General features: G+C 44.7%; 20 protein-coding genes. 7 read left to right on the top strand and 13 right to left on the bottom strand.

The genetic code is table 11. The features are described from left to right. Positions 1-7: 7 nt before the first annotated feature. The 5 genes from FTU45_RS00805 to efp all read right to left on the bottom strand — a co-directional run bounded on the left by FTU45_RS00805 (position 8) and on the right by efp (position 5,473). On the bottom strand, positions 8-913 hold the full coding sequence (locus FTU45_RS00805; RefSeq protein ID WP_005171639.1) for a DUF58 domain-containing protein: 906 nt from the start codon (positions 911-913) through the stop codon (positions 8-10). 12 nt (positions 914-925) lie between these two features. After that, the gene (locus FTU45_RS00800; protein WP_180075749.1) at positions 926-1,888 is read right to left on the bottom strand and encodes an AAA family ATPase; all 963 of its coding nucleotides are present in this window, start codon (positions 1,886-1,888) and stop codon (positions 926-928) included. A gap of 431 nt (positions 1,889-2,319) precedes the next feature. Then, on the bottom strand, positions 2,320-2,622 hold the full coding sequence (locus tag FTU45_RS00795) for a YbdD/YjiX family protein (RefSeq protein WP_005096505.1): 303 nt from the start codon (positions 2,620-2,622) through the stop codon (positions 2,320-2,322). 10 nt (positions 2,623-2,632) lie between these two features. Then, complete coding sequence (locus tag FTU45_RS00790; RefSeq protein WP_180075748.1) at positions 2,633-4,732, bottom strand: carbon starvation CstA family protein; 2,100 nt, start codon at positions 4,730-4,732, stop codon at positions 2,633-2,635. Between the two features lie 171 nt (positions 4,733-4,903). Continuing rightward, complete coding sequence (gene efp / locus FTU45_RS00785; protein WP_005096501.1) at positions 4,904-5,473, bottom strand: elongation factor P; 570 nt, start codon at positions 5,471-5,473, stop codon at positions 4,904-4,906. 379 nt (positions 5,474-5,852) lie between these two features. Between efp and epmB the strand changes: the two genes are divergently transcribed. The 3 genes from epmB to FTU45_RS00770 are packed head-to-tail and all read left to right on the top strand — an operon-like array spanning position 5,853 to position 10,777. Continuing rightward, positions 5,853-6,875: an EF-P beta-lysylation protein EpmB gene (gene epmB, locus FTU45_RS00780; RefSeq protein WP_159137999.1), complete on the top strand. Its 1,023-nt coding sequence runs from the start codon at positions 5,853-5,855 to the stop codon at positions 6,873-6,875. A gap of 9 nt (positions 6,876-6,884) precedes the next feature. Continuing rightward, positions 6,885-8,630 (top strand): GTPase, encoded by a 1,746-nt coding sequence (locus tag FTU45_RS00775; protein WP_159515927.1) that lies wholly within the window; start codon positions 6,885-6,887, stop codon positions 8,628-8,630. Beyond that, positions 8,612-10,777, top strand: coding sequence for an EAL domain-containing protein (locus FTU45_RS00770; RefSeq protein ID WP_180075747.1), 2,166 nt, complete (start codon positions 8,612-8,614; stop codon positions 10,775-10,777). Before FTU45_RS00775 ends, FTU45_RS00770 begins: the two co-directional genes overlap by 19 nt. Before the next feature lie 85 nt (positions 10,778-10,862). On the opposite strand, the gene rpmE is transcribed toward FTU45_RS00770, so the two are convergent. The 4 genes from rpmE to FTU45_RS00750 form a co-directional block, all read right to left on the bottom strand. Further along, positions 10,863-11,087, bottom strand: a complete 225-nt coding sequence (rpmE, locus tag FTU45_RS00765) for a 50S ribosomal protein L31 (RefSeq protein WP_005096496.1) — start codon at positions 11,085-11,087, stop codon at positions 10,863-10,865. Positions 11,088-11,282: 195 nt separating this feature from the next. Further along, positions 11,283-12,263 carry a bile acid:sodium symporter family protein gene (locus FTU45_RS00760; RefSeq protein ID WP_180075746.1) on the bottom strand — a complete coding sequence of 327 codons (981 nt, stop codon included), beginning with the start codon at positions 12,261-12,263 and terminating at the stop codon, positions 11,283-11,285. Between the two features lie 144 nt (positions 12,264-12,407). Then, positions 12,408-12,809 (bottom strand): lactoylglutathione lyase, encoded by a 402-nt coding sequence (gene gloA / locus FTU45_RS00755; RefSeq protein ID WP_180075745.1) that lies wholly within the window; start codon positions 12,807-12,809, stop codon positions 12,408-12,410. 1 nt (position 12,810) lies between these two features. After that, a complete protein-coding gene (locus tag FTU45_RS00750) occupies positions 12,811-14,979 on the bottom strand; it encodes an MFS transporter (RefSeq protein ID WP_180075744.1) in 2,169 nt (722 codons plus the stop codon). Between the two features lie 197 nt (positions 14,980-15,176). On the opposite strand from FTU45_RS00750, the gene FTU45_RS00745 reads away from it, so the two are divergent. Next, positions 15,177-17,804, top strand: coding sequence for an ATP-binding protein (locus FTU45_RS00745; RefSeq protein WP_180075743.1), 2,628 nt, complete (start codon positions 15,177-15,179; stop codon positions 17,802-17,804). Between the two features lie 93 nt (positions 17,805-17,897). Here FTU45_RS00745 and grxD read toward each other — a convergent pair whose 3' ends face one another. Then, positions 17,898-18,239, bottom strand: coding sequence for a Grx4 family monothiol glutaredoxin (grxD, locus tag FTU45_RS00740; protein WP_004279738.1), 342 nt, complete (start codon positions 18,237-18,239; stop codon positions 17,898-17,900). 160 nt (positions 18,240-18,399) lie between these two features. Between grxD and FTU45_RS00735 the strand changes: the two genes are divergently transcribed. Then, positions 18,400-19,611, top strand: a complete 1,212-nt coding sequence (locus tag FTU45_RS00735; RefSeq protein ID WP_180075742.1) for an aspartate aminotransferase family protein — start codon at positions 18,400-18,402, stop codon at positions 19,609-19,611. A 57-nt stretch (positions 19,612-19,668) separates the two neighbouring features. On the opposite strand, the gene FTU45_RS00730 is transcribed toward FTU45_RS00735, so the two are convergent. The 3 genes from FTU45_RS00730 to surE all read right to left on the bottom strand — a co-directional run bounded on the left by FTU45_RS00730 (position 19,669) and on the right by surE (position 22,404). Continuing rightward, entirely contained in the window at positions 19,669-20,598 is a 930-nt protein-coding gene (locus FTU45_RS00730; protein WP_180075741.1) for a LysR family transcriptional regulator, read from the bottom strand. A gap of 91 nt (positions 20,599-20,689) precedes the next feature. Beyond that, the gene (locus FTU45_RS00725) at positions 20,690-21,520 is read right to left on the bottom strand and encodes a peptidoglycan DD-metalloendopeptidase family protein (RefSeq protein WP_005096485.1); all 831 of its coding nucleotides are present in this window, start codon (positions 21,518-21,520) and stop codon (positions 20,690-20,692) included. Positions 21,521-21,615: 95 nt separating this feature from the next. After that, complete coding sequence (gene surE, locus FTU45_RS00720) at positions 21,616-22,404, bottom strand: 5'/3'-nucleotidase SurE (protein WP_100329817.1); 789 nt, start codon at positions 22,402-22,404, stop codon at positions 21,616-21,618. A gap of 111 nt (positions 22,405-22,515) precedes the next feature. On the opposite strand from surE, the gene FTU45_RS00715 reads away from it, so the two are divergent. After that, the gene (locus FTU45_RS00715) at positions 22,516-22,887 is read left to right on the top strand and encodes an MCR_0457 family protein (protein ID WP_005096482.1); all 372 of its coding nucleotides are present in this window, start codon (positions 22,516-22,518) and stop codon (positions 22,885-22,887) included. Positions 22,888-23,049: 162 nt separating this feature from the next. Further along, complete coding sequence (locus FTU45_RS00710) at positions 23,050-23,430, top strand: MCR_0457 family protein (protein ID WP_159515932.1); 381 nt, start codon at positions 23,050-23,052, stop codon at positions 23,428-23,430. Positions 23,431-23,512: the final 82 nt, after the last annotated feature.

The raw sequence follows: 23,512 nt of genomic DNA, 5'->3' as shown, positions 1-23,512 counted from the left end.
ATCTGCCTTAGGCCTGTGCCAATAACTGTTTGGCTTTACGCAGTTGCGCTTCACCTGCACCCTGTGGCAATTCGGCTTGGGGCAAATGCAGTGCATAAGCACATTGTTGTTGCTCGCATTGCTCGATCAGTCCCATCATAAATTCAAGTTTTTCTTCATGTGATTGCGTCGGCATATGTTCATAATGAATCTCGATACTGTGTTCATCCTGATACTGCTCAAAAACCTTGACATATAAGCCCTGTCCTCGGGCAAACTGCTTCCAGGATACCGACTGCAAGGAATCGCCAGTCTGGTAATTTCGCAGTTCGCGAAATTCATCCATATCTGGTTCAAAGCGGTTCAGATGGTATCTATTTTCTGCGCTAAAAACTTCTGCTTTGGGCGCAACCCAGGCAGTATGCTGATGATAAAGATAAGTCCAGGCCCGAACCAATCCAAAAGGATAAACCGAATATATTTGAATGACGGGATAATCAAATTTACCGCGTTGCTCTGCATAAAATGGCAGGATAAACTGCTGCTTCTGTGCATTCAGATAAACTTTGTGTAGCTGATTTCCAGCTTTAATATACAAATAATGTGGTCGAACTTGCTGCTGCTGAAAATACATTTGCAGATTCAGACTGTGTCCGACCTGCCCCACTTCATCCGCGATTAATTCAATCTTCAAGCCATGCAGCTGCTTAAACGTCAGATAAAAACTGATACACAGCACAGCACTGATTAAAAAGCAGAAACCTAAAATCAGATTGTTGGCATAATTCACCCCTGCCACAAAGGTGATCAAGATCAACACCAGATACAGATAGCCCTGCTGATAAATAAATACCAAGACGTCTTTCTGCGAGAGCTGTTTCTGCTGTGAAAATTGAAAGCGTTTGGCCAGCCATTCTTGCCAGGTTTTATCCAAGAGAGGACTCCTTTAGCTGACCGCAACCTGTTGCATGACATTCAAAGTTTCAGCTTCACTCAAACCCAGACGATGTGAAGTCACCGCCACAAATACGGCCTGTACGTCATCCGCTGTGACAAAGGCACGTTGCTGAATCAGCGCATGCGCTTGTGCTGCACGCTTGAGTGCCAATAAACCACGGGTGGACAGGCCATGACGGTTCTTGCGGGTTTCTTCCGCCAGATCCAGCAGATATCCCTGAATCGCTTCACTCATAAAGACCTGATGCGCCAGACTTTGCAGATCCAGAATTTCATCTTCAGTAAAAATATGCGCCAGACTGGCAATCAGGGCAAAACGGGATTCCTGCTGTAATAACAGCTTCTCGGCATGACGCGATGGATAACCCAAAGACAAACGCATCAGAAAACGATCCAGCTGCGATTCCGGCAAGGCATAAGTGCCGCTTTGAAACAGCGGGTTCTGTGTGGCAATCACCCAGAATGGTTTTGGCAAGGCATAGCGTACGCCATCAATGGTGGCATAACCCTCTTCCATGGCTTCAAGTAAGGCACTCTGGGTTTTGGGGCTACAACGGTTAATTTCATCTGCCAGTAAAATCTGGGTGAAAATCGGGCCTTGTTTAAACTCGAACTGATGTTCTTTCTGGTTAAACATATTAATACCGATGACATCGCTGGCCAGCATATCGTTGGTAAATTGAATCCGCTGGAACTTCAACCCTGCCAGATGTGCCAGACTACTCGCCAATGTGGTTTTCCCCAGACCCGGTAAATCCTCAAATAGAACATGACCACCTGCAATCAGACAGCACAGCGCCAACTTGGTCTGGGCCTGCTTGTCCAGTACGATGGCATTGACCTCTTCAAAAAAATGCTGGATCTTGGGCGCATAACTTGCAATCTTTTGTTCAAGCACAGTATTGAGATGTGCAGTATCGTTATTTTCCTTTTGTTTCATGCCCCAGATCACACTAATTTTCCTAATAAAACACGGTCTAGGATTAACATACACTGAAATTTTAATTTCCCCAAAAGATCAATTCTCTATCTGTGTAACTGAATGAGAATACCCGCGACAAAATGGCAAAAATTCAAATAAAAATAGGTGGGTTTTATCAAGTACGGAGAAAATGGCAACATAGAAAACAGGCAAAAAAACCGGTTCAAGAAGAAATCATTTTTTCTTCGAGTGCGAGTATTAATACCTCGTATACATTTTATTTATGATAGTTAAAACACCATACTTAAAAGGTATGCAGATTTATTTTTATCCTGGATTTGAATCAAGAATATTCTGAAACAACTGAGTGAATGAAATGAGAGGTCATTCGCTCGGCCATTTTTAAGACCGATATTTAGGCATAAAAAAGCGCCCCGAAAGGCGCTTGTTTTACTCAATGATTAACACGGACACTTTTTCATCCCGCCGCCTGCCGATGGATAACGCGAATCCACACAGTGACGATAAAATGTTTTCGGGTCCATCGCTTCCAGGTCTGGATGATGCTTGCGCATATGCTCCACATAGGTCTGGTAATCTGGCACCCCAACCATCAGGCGGAAACTTTGCTGCAAGCGTTGCCACAAGGTCGCAATACGTGACCAGTTTTTCGGATTCAGAATCAAATCCTTTTGTGACATCACGGTCATTTTGATGATTTTATAAATCATGGTTTTTCCGCTTTTGGCAAATTTCAGATTCATAAGACTCTCCTTAATGACCTTTCGCTGGCTGAATGTCTTCAGGATCGCGATAGATGGCTTCCGCTTCATGCACAGAAGGATTCGGATCTGCTAAAGCACGACGAATCACGCGAATCGCGGCGAACAGCATCACAAAAGCAACGATCATAAAAAAGGCACAAAGTGCGGCATTAATCTGATTCGACATGGCCACAGTCTGCATTTCTGCAATACTTTTAGCCGGCGCCAGGATTTCATTATTGGCAATGGCCGTATTGAAACGATCAGCTTGTGCCAGGAAACCAATCTTCGGATTTTCGTGGAAAATCTTCTGCCAGCCGGCAGTCATGGAAGTAATGAACAGGAAAACGGTCGGGATAATGGTGACCCAGACATATTTCTGTTTTTTCATTTTGAACAGAATGACTGTACCGAGAATGAGCGCCATCGCAGCCAGAATCTGGTTACCAATACCAAATAGCGGCCATAAGCTGTTAATGCCGCCGAGTGGATCGACCACGCCCTGATAGACGAAGAAGCCCCAACCTGCGACTGCAACCGCAGTACCCAGCAAGTTACCAAAGAAATTATGCGAGTTTTTCACCGCAGGAATCACGATGCCGACTGTATCCTGCACCATAAAGCGACAGGCACGCGTACCGGCATCTACCGCTGTCAGAATGAATAGAGCTTCAAACAGAATCGCAAAGTGATACCAGAACGCCATCATTTCACGGCTATTAAAAATTTCCGTGATGATATGCGCCATACCAATCGCAAAAGTCGGTGCACCACCTGTACGTGACAGAATCGAGTTTTCACCGACTTCTTGAGCCAATAAAGTCAAGGCTTCAGGAGTTACCACAAAACCAAGGGTACGCACTGCTTCTGCCGCACTTTCTGCGGTAGTCCCGAGTAAGGCGGCTGGCGAGTTAATCGCAAAATAAATTCCCGGATCCAGAACTGCGGCACAGATCAAAGCCATGATCGCCACAAAAGATTCCATCAACATACCGCCATAACCGATCACACGGATATCGCGTTCGTTATTGACCAGTTTCGGTGTCGTTCCCGAAGAGACCAAGGCGTGGAAACCGGAAATAGCACCACAGGCAATGGTAATAAACAGGAATGGGAACATGGAGCCTGCAAATACCGGGCCTGTACCATCAATAAACTTGGTCACCGCTGGCAGTTTCATTTCAGGCATGGCAAACAGAATACCAATCGCCAGACCCGCAATTACACCAATTTTCAAGAAAGTGGATAGATAGTCACGTGGTGCAAGCAACAGCCACACCGGCAATACTGATGCAATAAATCCATAGATAATCAATGCCCAGGTCAGCTCAGTTCCCGATAGTGTGAAGAACGGCCCCCAGTACGGATGTTGCGCGATGTTTTCACCGTAGATGATCCCGAGCATCATCAATACAAAACCAATAATCGAGACTTCTGCAATTTTACCCGGACGGATAAAACGCATATACACGCCCATAAAGATCGCAATCGGAATCGTGGCAGCAATACTGAACACACCCCACGGACTATTGGTCAAGGCTTTGACGACCACCAGTGCCAGTACAGCCAGGATGATAATCATTACACCCAAGGCACCCAGCATGACGATAATACCGGCAAAGGTGCCGAGTTCCTGCTTGGCCATTTCACCGAGTGATCGACCGTCACGACGGGTGGAAATAAACAGTACCAGAAAATCCTGTACCGCACCGGCCAGTACTACACCGACCAAGAGCCAGATGGTTCCGGGCAAATAACCCATTTGCGCGGCCAGGATCGGACCGACCAGCGGGCCTGCACCGGCAATTGCAGCAAAGTGATGGCCAAACAAAACACTTTTATTGGTTGGCACATAGTCCAGACCATCGGCCAGACGATGCGCAGGCGTTAAACGGCGTTCATTCAGCTCAAATACTTTGGTGGCGATAAACAAACTGTAGAAACGGTAAGCAATGCTATAGACACAGGCGGCGGCAAGTACCAGCCAGACTGCATTGACATGCTCACCCCGACTCAGTGCCAGCACTCCAAAAGAGACTGCACCCACAATGGCTACCAAAAGCCAAATCAATTTCGAAGTCAGCGTCGACTTCTTTTGTAAAGTTTCCATTCAATCCCTCATATTGTGATGCATACAAATCAGCGTGATTGTTGTTGTTCGAGGTACTGCTGTTTTCCCTTGCGACTTTACGCCTGTTCTTTTGCTTTTCCTCTAAGACTTTGGCATAAAAAAAGGGATGATTTAAATCATCCCTCTCGATAATAGTCTATTTTCAAACCATTATGCACGTTCTAAATAATCACCAGTACGGGTGTCTACACGAACGCTTTCTTCTTGCTGTACGAATAATGGAACACGTACCACAGCACCTGTTTCAAGTTTCGCCGGCTTACCGCCACCGCCAGAAGTATCACCACGAACACCTGGATCAGTTTCAACGATTTTAAGTACTACGAAGTTCGGTGGAGTCACGTTTAAAGGCACGCCATTGAACAACATGATGGTACATTTTTCATTTGAATCGTCTTTTAACCATTTTGCAGCCTCGCTCATCGCTGTTTTATCAGCTGCGATCTGTTCAAAGGTAACAGGATCCATGAAGTTCCACATTTCGCCATCGTTGTACAAGTATTCCATTTCTACTTCAACGATATCAGCCGCTTCTAGGTTCTCGCCTGATTTGAAAGTTTTTTCCAGAACTTTACCTGATTTAAGGTTACGTAATTTTACGCGGTTAAAAGCTTGGCCTTTACCTGGTTTTACGTATTCGTTTTCCATGATTGAACATGGGTTGCCATCAAGCATAACCTTAAGGCCTGACTTGAAATCATTCGTAGAATAATAGGCCATGACTGGCGCACTCCAAACTTACTAACTTTAATCTATCGATGCTAAGGGCTGTTGCAATGTCATTTAGCAAGTCTGACACGAACATTAAGTTGCCACATGCACATTCATTTAATGTTACGTATTCTAAATGAGCAATGGCGCTCGCCGCAATGAAAAATTCCGCTTTCAGCCCTTCACACTGCCTAAGTTAGCATCAGGCATGAAAATCCTTTGTTTATTCATGTCTTGCTGGACGCTAAAATGCCATCCGGCTGTCATCATTTTTGACATATAGTCATGACGACAAATTTTATCGCACAGCATTATTCTGGTTCTCGACAAACTGTTAAACTGCAACCCTCTGGCCTTGCCCTCCCACTTCTACTGTTAATCTTCCAGCATGACAAACTATTTATATCAAGAACAAAACTGGCAATCACAGCTTAGCGACCTGATTACTGATCCGCACGAACTGCTTGAACTGCTGCAACTCGCACCGGCGCAGCTGCTCTCAGGTGCCATTTTGGCCAGTGAACAGTTCAAATTACGCGTGCCACGTGCTTTTGTCGGCAAAATACAGTCAGGCAATCCTTTAGACCCGCTACTGTTACAAGTCCTGCCGCATCATCTGGAGCTGGAAGATTATCCGGGATTTGTTACCGATCCCTTGGGCGAAGAACAGGCCAATCAGCAGCCCGGCGTATTACATAAATATAAATCGCGTTTCTTGCTGACGCTGACCGGTGCCTGTGCCGTGCATTGTCGTTACTGTTTCCGCCGGCATTTTCCTTATCAGGACAACCTGCCTAAAAATGAAGACTGGATCAATATCAAGCAATATCTGCAAAGCCAGCCTGATATTAATGAAGTGATTCTGAGCGGTGGTGATCCACTGACCTTATCCAACCGGAAATTGCAACTCTGGATCGAGCGGCTAGAATCTCTACCACAGCTCAAATTTTTAAGAATACATTCACGAGTTCCCATTGTGATCCCTAACCGGGTGGACGAAGAGCTACTTAGCATGTTAAAAAACAGTAGGCTACGTATTATTCTGGTGGTACACTCCAACCATGCATCGGAGCTGGATGACTTCACCTGCAAGCGTTTGAACCAGTTGGTTCAAGAACAGATTACTGTGCTGAATCAGACAGTTTTATTAAAAGGTGTGAATGATTCTGCTCAGGTTTTGACAGATTTAAGCTATCGCTTGTTTGATGCCGGGGTGATGCCGTATTATTTACATGTACTTGATAAAGTAAAAGGTGCACATCATTTTGATTTACCACCTGATGACATTTATGAGATTTATACTGAAGTTTTAGCGAACCTTCCGGGGTATTTGGTTCCTAAACTGGTTCGAGAAATAGCGGGCGAGAACAATAAGACACCGCTTTTTGGGGTTTCAACATTTTTGAGTTAAATAATAAAGATGAGCAAGCATACGTCCGACATTTTTCAGACACCGACGGAACTCACACGGGATCAGCTGAGCTTTTGCCCGACGACTGCCAAAGCTTTGCAAGAGTGGGTTTCCGGTATTTCAATTTTGCAACTGGGAAATTCATCCAAATCCCTGTTTAATGCCTTATTAGAAATTTCTGAGCTGAAATGCACAGAAACCCTGCGCTTTGACCTGATTCAGGTCTTGCATCCGACCCTTGAAAATGTTCTGACCAGTCTGGAAAAGCATTTTGTCAATCAGGGGCTGATTACTTCGGATCGTAACGATCAAATCATTGAACTGGCCATGCTGCTGCGTAGCCATTTTGCCAAAATTTATATTGATATCGTCAAACGCTGTAATCATCAACTGACCCATCAAAAATTTTCCCTGTTTTCTCTGGGTAAAAAGAAAAGCATTCAAACCGCGCGTATGGTGTCGATTTATTATGCTTTGCAACAGCTCAGCCTGCTGTTATATCAACAGCATATGTTATACAGCACACCGGATATGGGGCAATGGTTGGCTGCACATCAACTGCTTGAATGTGCAATCGAAAATAATTTCTACCAAAGCAATATCAATCAGGTTTTAGGCACCCAGCACGAGATCCAGAATATTGCACATGCTTATGCTCAACTGATTTTACTGGATATTTTTAATACCCATCAGATTCGCCCTGCAGAAATTCAGGGGCTGTACCTATGCAGTTTTGACTGGGCCAAACTGGTGCAGATTCTACCGAAAGAAACCACACTGTCCCGCTATGTGGTGGATGCCAGCAAAGATCACCCCCCGATCTTTAATTCGCATCAGGGTGAACATTTTCAGCCAAGCTTCTATATTTCCACCCAGAATCTGATGGAACATTTGACCCATACTCAAAGCAAAAATGCTCAGTATCTGTCGCGTAATGAAAAACTGTTCCTGACCCCTGCACTACATTTTCATATCTACAATCTGCTCTCGAATAATATCGAACGCCGTCATGAACGTTATGAATATTCAGCCCAGATCAATATCTGCTTTGGCTTGACGGTGGCACATTTTTATCTATCCAAAGGTAAAAACTTTAACGAGACCCTGGAACTTGAGGCCAATTATAATTTCCAGAGTGAAAGCAGTTTTGTCAGCTCAATGGAAAATGCCATTCCAAGTGGTTTTAGCAGCATCAAGGCCCTCGATCGCGAAACCAAACAGATTCATAGTGCTGAAGTTCTGGATATTAGTGTCAATGGTTACCGGATTAAATGGACTGGTATTACCCCTGCCAATCTGAAAACCGGTGAATTTATTCTGGTTCAGGAAAAATCACAGCGCCAGTGGCGTGGTGGTGTGATTCGCTGGATCAAGCAATCGACCGACAAGAGTCTGGAAATTGGTCTGGAAGTTCTGGCTCAGGAATTATTCCCTTGCGCGGCTTATAGCCGTACCGAACGCCATCATGTCAATTATCAGCCTGCACTGCTGGTAAAAATGACGCAACTGGATCAGGTCACGACCAGTGTGATTGTCTCTGGTTCACAGATGTTTAGGGAAAAACAAACCATTCATTTACGCCTCGGTCAGAAAGAATTAAAAATCTATCTGACCAAAGCACAACTGATTACGCAGAGTTTTATCCGTTTTGATTATGAATTATTGAATGATCAAGAAGAAGAAATGATAGAAAACTTTATCGGTCAGCACATGAATGAAAGCAGAAATCATGATTTATGGGAAGCATTGAAGTGAGAAATCCATTATTGTCTAAAAAGTTAAAACGTACCGAAACACGTTTACTGATTATTGATGATAATCAAATTAGATATAACCAAATCCGTGATCTTCTGACCAGCAATGACTATCAGGTTGATGCTGTCCTGCTTGATGATTTGCAATCTTTTGAAAAACAGTTAAATTTTAACTGGGATCTGATTATCTTTGGCCGTGCTTATGATCTGAAATATGAACAGGCCTTAAGTCTGGTGCGTCTTTCCCAGCAGCCTCATCTGCCGATGATTTTGCTTAAACCGGATGACTATCAGGCTGAACACTATGCCCAGTATATTCATAAAGGAATTTATGACATTCTCAATTTTGACTACCTGGAACGCTTTTATGTGGGACTGGTTCGGGCATTGTCATTTAGCCGTGTATCGCAGACCCAGCAACATTTGCTCAATGAACTGGAAGCAGCACAAAGTCAGACACAATCCTTAGTCGAAGATAGTAATCGTGCCATCGCAACCATTCAAGAAGGGATTCATATTCAGGCCAATGCAGACTATCTGAAACTGTTTGGCTTACAAAGTGAAGACGAGATTATTGGCCTGCCGCTGCTAGATCTATTACAACCTTCTGATCTAAACGACTTTAAAACACGTTTCAAAAAGATTTCTCAAGGCCAGGTGGATTTAGGCCGGGTTGAAATCCACTCTCTTAATCCGCGTGTCGCCGCATCTAAGCCATTAAAACTGGAATTCTTGCCATCCAGCGCTGAAGAAGATGCACTACAAATTACTATTGATACTCAGGCTCAAGCAGGCAATACCGAGAAGCCAGCCGGAAAACCGAGTACGTTCCAGCTCCTTAAACGTGAAATAACCAAACAGTCCGCACCTGTAAATGCCATGGTAACTTTCTCTTTAAGTTCCTATGAACCAGAAGTTCTACAGTCTGAGTGGACGACGTTTAGTGGATATTTCAAAGCTGTTAAAGAATTCCTCAAAGAACAAACCCATGTTCCATTATTCAAGCTGGAATATGACGTCCTTGTCGGTCTGTTCCAGGCAGATTCCAAAGCAATTCTTGAATCCAAACTGATCGGATTAAATGCACTCAGCAAGCCACAATTAGTGACAGTGGGACAAAATTCGTTCCCGCTCAATTTACGCATGGGTTATGTGGTTCTGGAACAGGGTTTAAATGATGAAGCGCACTGCAATGAACTGATTGCACGAGCCTTCTCTACGTCTTTACCTCAAGCAGAAGTAGCACCTGAATTTGTACTGGATATTCCTGCTTCACTGAGCAACCAGCCATCTCTAGAAATGCCGCAGATCGATTTTAGTGTGGCTGAAACACCAATCGAAAGCCCAACAGTTGCGGCGATCAGTCCAGCAGTCAGCTCTATTCCTGCGGCGACACCTCATATCCTGAAAGCTTTGAGTGAATGTCTGGATCGTGGTGAAATCCATTTAAAATATCAGCAGTTGTATGATAAAGAAGATACCCGCCTTTATACTTATGAAGTGACCAGCGGCTTCATTTATGAGAATAAATGGCAGGATATTTCTACACTCCTTGAACTGCATGAAGATGATGAGCTGTCGATTAAACTGGATCGCTGGATTCTGGTTGAAGCCAGTAAACAGTTGCACAACTTTATTACCCAGTATCCGGATGCGACCTTAATCGTGAATTTGAACCGTGCGGTACTCTTTAAAGACCGTAGCTTCCCGGAATTTATTTCCAAGCTGATTACGATTATTCGCAGCAAAGTCCGACATCCGCTGATCCTGCAATTCTCTGAAGAAGATATTCTGCTGAATCAACAGGATGCGCAGAAATATCTACGTGTTCTGCATGAACATGGCGCGCTGATTGCGCTGCGTGATTTTGGTCAATCGATGTATAGTCCGAATTTGCTGCGTGAGCTGGAAATAGATGGTGTCAGCTTGCATTCCAGCTTGACCCAGATGCTGAATAACGAGACTGGAGTCGAGCAGCTGCAGGAAAAAATCACCAGCTATAATGATATCAAACCGCTGAATATTCTGGTCCGCGAATTAAATGATATGACCCTGTTCGCCAATGCCTGGAATGTTGATGCCCGCTTTATTCAAGGGGATTATTTCCAGAAAAAACTCGATCACCTGATTGATGTACAAGAGCATTAAATAGTTATATGCCTGCCATGCGGTTACTTTCCAAATGGCAGGCACAAAAAAACGGGCTTGAGACCCGTTTCTTTTATTTTGGGTATTAACGTTTAACAGAACGTGACATACCAGCAAAACGTTGTTTGAACTTGTCGATACGACCGCCAGTGTCAACGTTCTTTTGCTTACCAGTGTAGAATGGGTGGCAAGCTGAACATACGTCTAGGTAAAGTGTTTCTTTACCAGCAGCTGAACGAGTTTCGATTACGTTACCACATGAACAAGTCGCAACTAAAGTTTCATATTTTGGGTGAATATCGGCGCGCATGGTCGATTACTCCATTAGATTCAAGAAGGTTTAGCTGTCATCGCTATTGATCACTCTCAAATGAGGAAGCAGGAACAAAGTTCATGCAGATCAACACCACAACAGACCATTCTTTTGGCCCACCGAGACGGATACCGTCAGAGCTAAGCACAACAAGTGGGCATTATTATACGTGAAATGAATTTAATATGCGAATTATTCTTCTGCTTCTAACTCAGCCTCTTTGGCCCACACATTGGCAATAATCCCGCAAACCATCAATTGAATCTGATGAAAAATCATGATCGGCAAGACAATCATGCCCAGTGGCTGGCCAATAAATAGAATTTGTGCCATCGGCACGCCACTGGCCAGGGTTTTTTTAGAACCGCAGAAAAATACCGTCTTCTGGTCAGCGCGACTAAAACCCAGCCAGCGTGGGATATACAGCGACAACAGCATCACCAGGGTCAAAAGCACCGAACAGGCTAGCAATAACAGCAATAATGTACTGAGACTGACTTCATTCCAAAGTCCCGCTACTACGGCGCTACTAAAAGCACCATAGACCACCAGTAAAATTGAGCCTTGATCGAAGAACTTGACGATTTTTGGCATTTTCATCATTTTTGGATAAATCCAGGGACGTAAAATTTGCCCCAAGATAAAAGGTACCAATAACAACAGCGTAATCTGGATAATCGAAGCGGTTGGGTCAAACCCGTGCTCAGATTGACCTAAAATAAAAAATGCCACCAATACCGGGGTGATAAACATACCAATCAGATTGGAAAAAGAGGCACTACATACCGCTCCGGCGACATTGCCATGAGCCACTGAAGTAAAGGCGATCGAGGACTGCACGGTGGATGGCAGGAAACACATAAACAGGAAGCCCCAATACAGTTCCTGTCCGAGCATGGGTAATAAAATCGGCTTGGCCAAAAGCCCGAGAATCGGAAACAGGGCAAAAGTTAGCGCAAAAACTAAAGTATGCAATTTCCAGTGCATAATGCCTTGCACCACAGCTTCACGGGACAGTTTGGCGCCGTGCAGGAAAAACAGGATGGCAATCGCGCCTGTCGTCACCCAGCCAAAGACTTCAGCCGCCTGCCCCGAAACTGGCAGCACACTGGCCAGCAAAACCATCACAAACAACAGTATCGTAAACCGATCCAATGCCAAGAACTTAAGCATATCCCTATAATCCCTCAGATTTTATTGTTTGATATAAAAATGCCCGGCTATCTTAACAGATGCCGGGCCCATGCTATGCACTCAGATTGATGTAATATTTTCATCTATACATGAATGCATTTCATATATCTCGCTACGTCACACTTAGTTATTACGTGCATTGTTGTCTTGCTGGATCAGCTCGATTTTATAGCCATCTGGGTCTTCTACAAATGCAATGACAGTCACACCGCCTTTCATTGGGCCAGCTTCACGCACCACATTACCGCCACGCGCTTTAATCTCTTCACACGCCTTGTAAGCATCATCAACTGCAATCGCAATATGACCATAAGCATTGCCCAGTTCATAGCTGTCTGTATCCCAGTTATGCGTCAGTTCCAGTACGGTGTGATTTTCTTCATCGCCATAACCGACAAAAGCCAGGGTAAAACGGCCTTCTTCGTAATCACGCTTACGAAGCAAAGTCATGCCAAGTACTTCAATATAGAACTTGAGAGATTGTTCTAAATTGCCTACACGTAACATGGTATGCAGCATGCGCATATTAATCATCCTTCTGTACAGATTGTTGTTGGTGTTCACCGAGCAGTTTTGCGACCCAAACCACCAGAATCAGGATCGGAATCCCAATTAAAGTGGTCATCAGGAAGAAATTCGGATAACCGATATTGGTGACTATAGTACCCGAATATCCGCCTAAAATCTTAGGGGTCAGGGTCATGAGTGAGCTAAAAATCGCATATTGGACAGCGGTAAATGACACACTGGTCAAGCTCGACAAGAATGCAATAAACGCAGCACCAGCCAGCCCAGCAGCCAGATTATCGACAATAATCGCAAAATAAAGCCACTTGTCGCTATAAGGTTTAATTACCTTACCACTGACTTCGACTGTATCTGAACTGTTGCCATCCACCACTGCCAAGGGCTGAATATCGACATCCAGATTCTGGCCAGGGATGAGCTGATCATTGACCTGATAAACATGTGTGGTTTGCTGAAGCGCCTGGCTATCTTGCATCAGGACTGCACTGACAATATGTGCGGGTGACTGAATCAGTTGCTGCGCAGGAATCGCGGCAGTAAATACGCCTTCACTTTCCAGTTTTGCCTCAATATTCTGATCATTGATTTGCAAAACAATTTTTTGATTCTGCTCTAGTGTTTTACCGACATACTGGCCGCGCACCACAATAGTCTTGTCCTGTTCAACTGCGGTGAGGGTATTGTCACTGGTAATTGGCAGGATCTGTAACTGGGTACTGCCCTGTTGTGCGGTCAAATACGGCATACTGACCTGCACTGGCGCTTGATTGGTATTATCTGCATTAAGATAAGCGGCTGACACTTGTAGCTGTTTGCTCTGCGCCAGTACAGCACTCGGTACATCTAGCTTCCAGTAACCCACTTCATCGGTCTCTGCCTGATAAACCTGATTAGCGACCCTAACTTCGACAGCTGCCAGTTTTTCACCTGACTTGACCAGTCCGATAAAAATCAGGTTGGTGGAACAGGCCAGCACGGCACCGACAAACATCAGTTTCATGATGTTCATTTTCTGGGCCAGTAAACCACCGAGAAAACCACCAATTAAAGAGAAAATCACCCCATAGACTTTGACCGCTTCGGCAATCTGCTCTTTACTGAAATTCAGGTCCTGATAGAAGACGTTGGAAATGACCCCGGCAATGATATCGGAAACCCGATAAAAACCGATCAATAACAACAGCACCAATGCCAGTTTTAAGCCATAGCGCCTAAAGAAGTCTGCAACCGGATTAACCCAGGTTTCATAGGCCATCTGCTTGTTGACTGCACCCATTTTCACCAAGCTTGCACCAATGGCAAAGGCAATCGCACCAGAACCAATAAAGCGTAAGGCTTCAAAGCAGAACAAGGCAAAAGTATCTTGAATGGTGAACTGTTCGGTAATACTGACGACCAGATTGCCGGAATAGATATAGCTCAGTACAAAGCTGATCACTGCGACAAAAAACACTGCGACTAAACGGAAATAATCACTGCGCAGATAATGTTTAGGCACACGGTCAACCTGCGGTTCCCGAATGCAGAGCGTGGTGACAATTCCGACCAGCATTACCGCGGCCATGGCCAGATAAGTCCATTTCCAGGCATCGTAAATATAATTGCCTTTGGCTGTTCCCAAATAGGCTGCCAGAAACAAGGCACCAGCACCGGCCACGATCATCCCGATCCGGTAACCGGCATTATAGGTGGCAGCCAAGACGGTCTGCATCTGGGTTTCCGCCAGTTCAATCCGGTAGGCATCAATCACAATATCCTGCGTTGCAGCAGAAAAGCCAAGCAGGACTGCACCCAGCGCCATTTGCTGTAAATGAGTTACGCCCAAAGCCGGATCAGAAAAAGCCATAATGGAAATGGCGCAGACAATCAGAATCTGTGCAATCAGCAACCAGGCTCGACGGCGTCCCAGAGCCTTGGTCAGAAAAGGCACTGGCAGTTCATCAATGAGTGGCGCCCAGACGAATTTAAACGAGTAGCCCAATGCTGCCCAGCTAAAAAAAGTGACTGCACTTTTGCTGATTCCGGCCTCACCTAACCATAAAGACAGACTGGAAAAAATCAGAAGAATCGGGACACCGGCCGAAAATCCCAAGAACAGCATGATCAAGGCACGTCGATCTAAAAATGCTGTAAATGCGGATTTCCAACCCGTCGTTTGTGTTGTCATTGCTTTATTATTTTCCGCGGAAAAACCAATTGCTGCTATTCAATCCTGTAATAGCGCATCTTTCAACAAGATTTATATATTTATCACATTTCCGGTTTTTTATTTTCTGGCAAAAGCCACATGTTCGCTTGAATTTTCCAAGCAAATCTGTATACCTTAACGCTTATCAACGTAATATTTCGTTTTGGATTTCAACAGTGACCCAGAGACTCGATCAAATTAATTCTTCTATCGCCAGCAACAATACGACAACACCAGAAAATATCCGCTCAGATTTACTTATCTCGGCATTTGAACAAAGCGAAATTCACAACACCCTTGAGCATACCCGCTTAAAATCCACCCAACTGACGCACATTCCAAACCTAGAAAAAATTCCGGCGTCGACCAAACGGATCAAGCCCCTGAATAATTTCTTGGGGCAAGACCGCGCACGGGCTTCGGTAGAGGCCGGGATTGCCTTACCTTATTCAGGCTATAATATTTTTGCCGTGGGTACGGCTGGCTTGGGCAAACGCACCATGGTGAAGCGCCTGCTGCAACAGCATGCCAAAACCATGGAAACCCCAAACGACTGGGTCTACGTCAACAACTTTCAAAACCAGCGCCAGCCAATAGCATTGGAGTTTCCCGCAGGTCAAGGTCCAAAATTTCAGGCCATGCTAAATCAAAGCTGGCAAACCATTCTGAAACAGCTCGAACGCCGTTTTACTGCGGAAACCTATCACAACCGCATTGAAATGATTCGCCAGGAAACTGGCGATGAACAGCAACAGGCGCTGATCGAACTCACCAAAGAAGGTGCAGAACTCGATCTGAAACTGATCTCGCGACACGATGAACACTGCTTTGTTCCCGTACATCTGATTGATGACAAATTACAGGAAATGACTCAGGAAGATCTGAATGCGCTGAGCAATCAGGATCGGGCCGAATTGGCGACCAATATGCGCTATATGGACAAAAAACTGGAGCGTCTGGGTTTGCATCTGGGTGATCTGGAAGATGATGCACGCGACCGTGTTCAGATTCTGAATCGTGATATTGCCAAACAGGTGGTGGTGCCACGTGTAGAACAGATTCTCTCCAAGTTCAAACATGTGCAAGGCTTGGAACATTATCTAAAATATTATGCCGAAGATATTATCAATAATGTCGAAATCGTGCTGGAACAGGAAGAGGATGATTTCACCCCGGCACTATTCAGCCGCGTACCGGCACGTTATCAGGCCAACGTGATTATTACCCACAAGCCGAATAGCGGTGCGCCAGTCATCTTTGAAGATTTTCCAACACATTACAATTTACTCGGCCATGTGGAACAGCTAACCCAAAATGGCACGATCACCACGGACTTCACCCTGATTCGTCCGGGAACGTTGCATAAAGCCAATGGCGGCTTTCTGATGCTGGAAGCGGAACAATTACTGGAACAGCCTTATGCATGGCAAGGTTTGAAGCGTGCGCTTAAATCCGGGCATTTAAAACTGTCTTCACTTGAGCATATGATCACGCTAACCGGCAGTATTTCAATTGAACCGGCATCGATTCCATTGAACATTAAAGTGATCTTGCTGGCCGAGCCTGAAATTTATTATGAAATTCTAGAGCTTGAACCGGAGCTAGGCAGCATCTTTAAAATCCGTGCTGATTTTACCGATACATTACAACGTAATGACGACAACGAGCAGGCCTATATGCAGCTGATTGCCGACTATGTGCAATCGGATAAATTATTGCCTTTTGACCGTTCTGCTTTGGCTGCACTGCTCACAGATTCCAGCCGTCAGGCCGAAGACCAAAGCTCACTATCATTACATGCCCTGACCTTGGGTGACCTGATTCGTGAAGCGCATCATCATGCCTTTCAGGCCGGTGACAAGATGGTCTCGGAAAAACATATCAATACTGCACTCGATCATCGTAAATATCGCTTAGGCTATTTGCGTGAGTTATACTGGCAGGATCTGACCCGTGGTACACAGCTAATCGAAACCCGTGGCCATCGTCTGGGACAGATTAATGCTTTGTCGGTAATTCATTATGCCGATGTCGAATTTGGCCTTCCTTCACGCCTGACTGCTTCGGTGTATCAAGGGGGTGGTGACATTCTCGACATTGAGCGCAGTGTGGAACTCGGTGGCTCCTTGCATGCCAAAGGCGTGTTATTGATGTCGTCTTTCCTGAAAGCACATTTTGGTCGTGAACAGACCCTGCACTTCTCTGCTGCGCTGGCCTTTGAACAAAGCTATGGTCAGGTCGATGGTGACAGTGCCACAGTCGCGGAACTGTCTGCCCTGCTCTCGGCGATTAGCCAGTTACCGATTGATCAATCCTGGGCCATTACCGGCTCTATGAACCAGTTGGGACAAGTACAGCCAGTGGGCGGTGTCAATGCCAAAATTGAAGGTTTCTTTGATGCCTGCAAGCTGCAAGGTCTGACCGGCAAACAAGGCGTGATTATTCCACGTCAGAATATGCAGCATCTGATGCTGCGTAAAGATGTCACCATTGCTGTCGAAGAAGGTCAGTTCCATATTCACGCGATTGATACCATTGATCAGGCGCTGGAAATCCTGATGGCGCGTCCTGTCGGTACCTTGGATAAAAAAGGTCGCTATAGCAAAAATTCAATCTATGCCGCAGTGATGGCACAGCTGGATTATTGGCAAGCGATTGAAGATGGTGCCGAACTGGTCGAAGTGCCGAAGAAAAAGAAAAAAAAGAAGAAGAAAAAAGACAAGAAGCAAATCGTCGAGCCACAAACTGAAGTTGAAGCTAATGCTTCGACAGTTGAAAAGCCTGATGCAGCGACAGAGGATTAACCCTGACCTTGCCCCAGGCAAAATAGAGACAAAAAAAGCGCTTCTCAATGAAGCGCTTTTTTAACATCTGGCTTGATTTAAATCTTAATTTAATTAAGCATCAGCCGCCGGACTGTACTGTTCAACCAAAGGCTTTAATTCGCCTTTTTGGAACATGTCGAGCATGATATCGCTACCACCGATCAATTCACCATTGATCCAAAGCTGTGGAAATGTCGGCCAGTTGGCGATTTGTGGTAACATCGCACGAATGTCCTGATTTTCCAGAATGTTTACATAAGCAAACGGACGACCAATCTGACTGAGTGCTTCTACTGCACGTGCAGAAAAACCACATTGTGGAAATTGCGGTGTGCCTTTCATATAAAGAAGTACTGCATGTTTAGCAATTTGGTCACGAATTAACGCTTCGGTATCGCGTGCTTGTTCAGTCATTGATAAATCCTCAACTCATCTGTCTGGCATTATACCCAAATCCAGACAAAACAGTATGTCTAAAGCAATAATTCCAATTTTATTTACAATTACCCTTTAAATCTGAGCGGGTTTTTGCTTATATAAGTTTTTCTTTCCACCTAACAGTTAAGAGTTAGTCATGAATAATATTACCCTCGCACCGGTACAAACTGATCAACCTTCTCACTTGATGCCTGTATTTGGCCGTCAACCGATCAGCTTTGTCCGAGGACGAGGTGCATATCTGTATACCGAAGATGGTACAGAGTATTTAGATGCATTAACCGGAATTGCAGTATGTGGTTTGGGCCATGCACATCCAATCATTGCCGAAGCGATTGCTGAACAGGCAGCGACCCTGATTCATACCAGCAACCTGTTTGAAGTGCCTTGGCAAACCGCTGCCGCACAGAAACTGGCTGAAGTTGCAGGCATGGAAGAAGTATTCTTCTCCAACAGTGGCGCAGAATCAAATGAAGGTGCAATCAAAATTGCACGTAAATTCGGTCATATGCAAGGCATTGCTTCACCCAAAATTATTGTGGCGGATCGTTCTTTCCATGGCCGTACCATGGCCACCCTTTCTGCAACAGGCAATAAAAAAGTTCAGGAAGGCTTTGGCCCGCTGGTCGAAGGTTTTATTCGTGTACCTTTTGGTGATCTCGAAGCGATTGAAGAGGCAGCGCTTCATCATCCGGATATTGTAGCCATTTTAGTTGAGCCCATTCAGGGTGAAGGTGGTGTAAATACCGCACCTCAAGGTTTCAGCTATCTTGAAGAGATTCGTCAAATCTGTAACCAGCACAACTGGTTGATGATGCTAGACGAAGTGCAAACCGGGAATGGCCGTACGGGCAAATATTTTGCTTATCAGCACACCAGCATTATTCCTGATGTACTGACCACAGCCAAAGGCTTGGGTAATGGTTTCCCGATTGGTGCCGTCATGACTCAAGGTCGTGGTGTAGGTGTATTAACTGCCGGTAATCATGGTTCGACTTATAGTGGTACAGCTTTGGGTTCACGTGTGGTCTACACCATTCTCGATATTATGCAAAAAGAAAATATCGTCGCCAATGCTGCGGAAAAAGGCGCTTATATCGTGGATCAGCTACGCAACAAACTGGCCGATCAAAATGTGAGCGTGCGTGGTTTCGGTCTGATGATCGGAATTGAATTACCGAAAGAATGTACTGAGCTGGTCGCAATTGCACGTGATGAATACAAAACCATCATCAATGTGACTGCCGGTAATGTGGTTCGCCTGTTGCCTACCCTGAACATTACTCAGGAACAGGCTGATCAGCTGATTGAGCGTTTAGTGAAAATGATCAACGCTTTTTTGGCCTAAACCCTGCGCTTAAAAACAAAAAAGCCGCTTGAAAGCGGCTTTTTTATATTCTGTATCTTATGATGCGGCTTGTAAAATACGCCCACCAGAAATCTGGTCAAAATATTGTTTCAATGTATCTAGGCAACGAAGAATTTTTGTCGGTTGTTGCTCACGTTTCGGCATGACTGCATATAGTGTAATCGGTGGAAGTCGCCATTCAGGCAAAACTTCAACCAAAGTGCCATTCAGTAAGTCTTTTTTCGCATCGAGATATAAAATCTTGGCAATCCCATTGCCCTGCAAGCACATCGATTTTGCCACCAGACCATTATTGGTACTGAAACGGGATTTCAATTCAAAATCGGCTTTTTCTGCAGTATTGACATTTTGAAACTGGAAATACTGATGATTTTTGATATGGGTCAAAGGCAGCACATCATGATTTTTAAGATCATCAGGACGTGAAATAATGGTGCTCTGATTAATATAACTCGGTGTCGCCACCAGAATTTGCTCAATCTGCATCAATGGCACCACCTGAAGATTGTGCTCATCATTTTTCTGTTCAAATCTTAAGGCGATATCGATACGCCCATCCAACAAATCAACCTCATGATTATTGGTTTCCAGATGTACTGCCAGGCCACGATGTGCGGACATCCAGTGAGAAAGTGCAGGAATCACATGATTCGCGCACAATTCTGGCAAAGCAACAATGCGCAGTTCACCCACAAGATCATCGCGTAATTCATTGATTCGGACTTTACCGCGCTCTGCAGCAGATAGCATTTCCTGGCAACTGTAGAAAAAAGCTTGTCCCGCTTCCGTCAAACTTAACTTTCTCGTTGAACGATTTAAAAGTACCACTTCCATATCATGTTCTAATGAGCGAATTTGTTGACTCACGGCGCTGGTCGTAATCCCTAATTCACGGGCAGCACCGCTAAACGAGTTTTTTTCTACAACACAAGCAAAAACACCCATTGCTCGAAGTTGATCTAACATAAATTTCCCTCTAAACTTATGAGATGCCTCATCATTTGATAAAAGCAACTTATTGTATTATACGGCGAAATTCACGTTTTGCATTATTTATTTAATTGTTTGGTAAAACTGTAGTTGGATTAATCGGTTTGCCGTCTAAGCGCACCTGAAATTCAAGCATGGTTCGCGTTGTACCAGTTGAACCCATTTCTGCAATTTTTTGCCCCGCTTTTACATTCTGTCCGCTTTTTACATCCAGTTTGCTGTTATGGGCATAAGCCGTAATATAGCCATTAATATGCTTCACCAACACCAGATTGCCATATTCTTTCAGGCCATCTGCGGCATAAACCACCTGCCCGTCTGCTGCTGCAAACACCGGATCACCGACATTGCCGCTATAGCGTGTGCCTTTGATATTAGATGCCAGATTATACTGCTGCAAAACTGGGCCATTAGACGGTTTTACCCAACCTAAACCCGCGGCAGTAGAGACGGGTGTCATTGGCGCCGGCGTGCTCACACGCGGTGTAGTCTGCACGGTGGTCGCTGGTGTAACTGGGGCCGGTGTTGGTACTGCAATCGTTTGACGCTGGATAGGGGCTGCCTGAGTCACTGCCTGCGTGCTGGTACTGCGACGTACGGTATTATTTTTCAGGCGGATCGACTGTCCCACATAAATCCGGTAAGGTGCAGCAATATCATTCATCTCGGCAACACTGATATAGTTCAGTCCATAACGTGCTGCGATCCCACTCAATGTATCTCCTGAACGTACCGTATAGAAATCAGGAGCTGTCGCATAACGCGTCGCATTATTTACTTGAGGTTTGGTTGCACAACCGGTGATTACTCCTGTAGAAATAACAACGGTTGATAAAACTAGGGTTTTAATCAGGGCTGCAGGCGAAGCAACAACACATTTCGGTAACACCAAGAACATTATCTTCCTCTCTAAGATCTATACGGTTGCAAAATCCCGTTAAGATTAGCAAAGTTTTACTGCAATATACTTGCAATCGCGAGTTTTTCACAAAGTTATAACACTGAGAACGCATTTTCTGCCAATTGTGTTTGAAGATTCCGCAAAACCTCATAGTTGGTGGCATCCATCTGAATCGGAGTAATGCTGACATAGCCATTGGCCACAGCAAAGAAGTCCGAGTCAATCTCGCTCAACCCTTGCTTGGGTTCTGCTACTGCTTCTCCAGACAGTCCAATCCAGTACACCTGACGACCACGTGGGTCAACATGACTGGTGATGGGCTTCGACTGACGGCGGCGGCCTTGATAAGTCACTTTTTCACCCTGTAATTCAGCCATATCCGGAATATTGATATTAAAAATATGACGCTCAGGAAGAACCGGCAAACCGCGTGCAATAAAATCATGTACCCAGTTGGCAGCCAGCTGATAATCCTGAGGGTGTTGATAGCTGCGTACATTCGGCCCACTCAATGACACCGCAATAGCAGGATGTTTACTTAAGCGACCTTCAAAGGCTGCCCCGACTGTACCGGAATACAAGACATCATCCCCCAGATTGGCACCACTATTAATACCGCTGACCACCAGATCAAATTCAAAGTCAAACAGGCCGTTCATAGCCAGATAAACACAATCTGCCGGAGTACCATTGACAGCCCAGACATCGGGAGAAGTCTGAATCGGGCGTAAAGGTCGGTCCAGAGTCAAAGCACTGGAGTAACCACTGCGCTCACTTTCTGGCGCTACAATAACAATCCTCCCCAAAGGTTTTAGAGCCTGTGCCAATGCTTGAATACCCGGTGCAAACACACCATCATCATTTGAAACTAAAATATTCACTGAAAAATCTCGTCGCGCTAAAAAATGACTGGTTAGGACATTTAATTGTATTAGTGCTGGAATTATATATATTTACTGCTCGACATCCATCTTTAAAATATGTGGCTCAAGATGATTAAAAAATTCTCTTTATTTAGTGCTTTCGCTTTAAGCCTGGCAGTATCTGTTTCTCCTTCAGTTATGGCGAGCGAGCTGACTGTTGACGAAAACAATACCATTGTGAAAGAAGACATCGCATCGGCACAAGTCATGGCTGAGGTTTGCCCGGCTATGATTGGCCAAAATGCAAAATTAGACAGCATTATTCAGACTCTCATCCAGTCTTATCTTGCAGACTACTCAGATAAAGGCATGAGCTATCAAAAACTACAGGCAGATAGCGAATATAAATCTTTACTGGAAGAAGCTCGTCAGGGTGCAAAACAAACCAGTACTGACGAACAAAAAACCGTATGCGAAGAGATTCTGGATTACCAGGGCTAAGCTAGATAAATCTTCAAATAAGACGGTGTAAACATCGTCTTATTTTCTCTTACAGATTTCTTCATAATTCTACAGCTTCGCTACATTTTCCCACTTTTCAATTTCAAAAATAAGTTTAAGCTAGGCAAATTATTGTTCTAAATCTATTTTTTGAGTTTTTTAATGAAATATCCATTACTTCAAGCCATGACACTTTGTGTAGCTTCTGCCGTGACTCTTTTAGGAACATCTGCATTTGCAGCCAATGAAAATATCAATGTCACGCCAACCCAGCAAGTGACCAAGCAGGAACTGGCTGCGATTTATGTTCTTTCAGAAATCTGCCCGAGCATGGTTAAGGACAAGTCACAGTTCAATCAGGGCTATACCAAGCTGGTGACTGAATATATGCCAGGTCAGCGCAATCCGGTTGCAAGCTTAAACCAGATGGTTCAACAGAACGATTTCCGCAGTATTCTGGCTGAAGCACAATCTGATGCCAAGAAAGCTGGCAAGAAAAAAAATCAGGTGATTTGTAATGAATTAACCACCTATAACAATTAACCTGCTTTTCTGCCGATTACTTACAATACTTTTGAAATAAGACCGGGTTTCCCATAGAAGTCCGCCTAGCTTTATCCTAAAA

Source organism: Acinetobacter sp. YH12106 (assembly GCF_013418995.1).
GTDB lineage: Bacteria > Pseudomonadota > Gammaproteobacteria > Pseudomonadales > Moraxellaceae > Acinetobacter > Acinetobacter pseudolwoffii.
The sequence above is the reverse complement of the archived record's forward strand: the minus strand, read 5'-3'. Positions and strand labels throughout refer to the sequence as shown.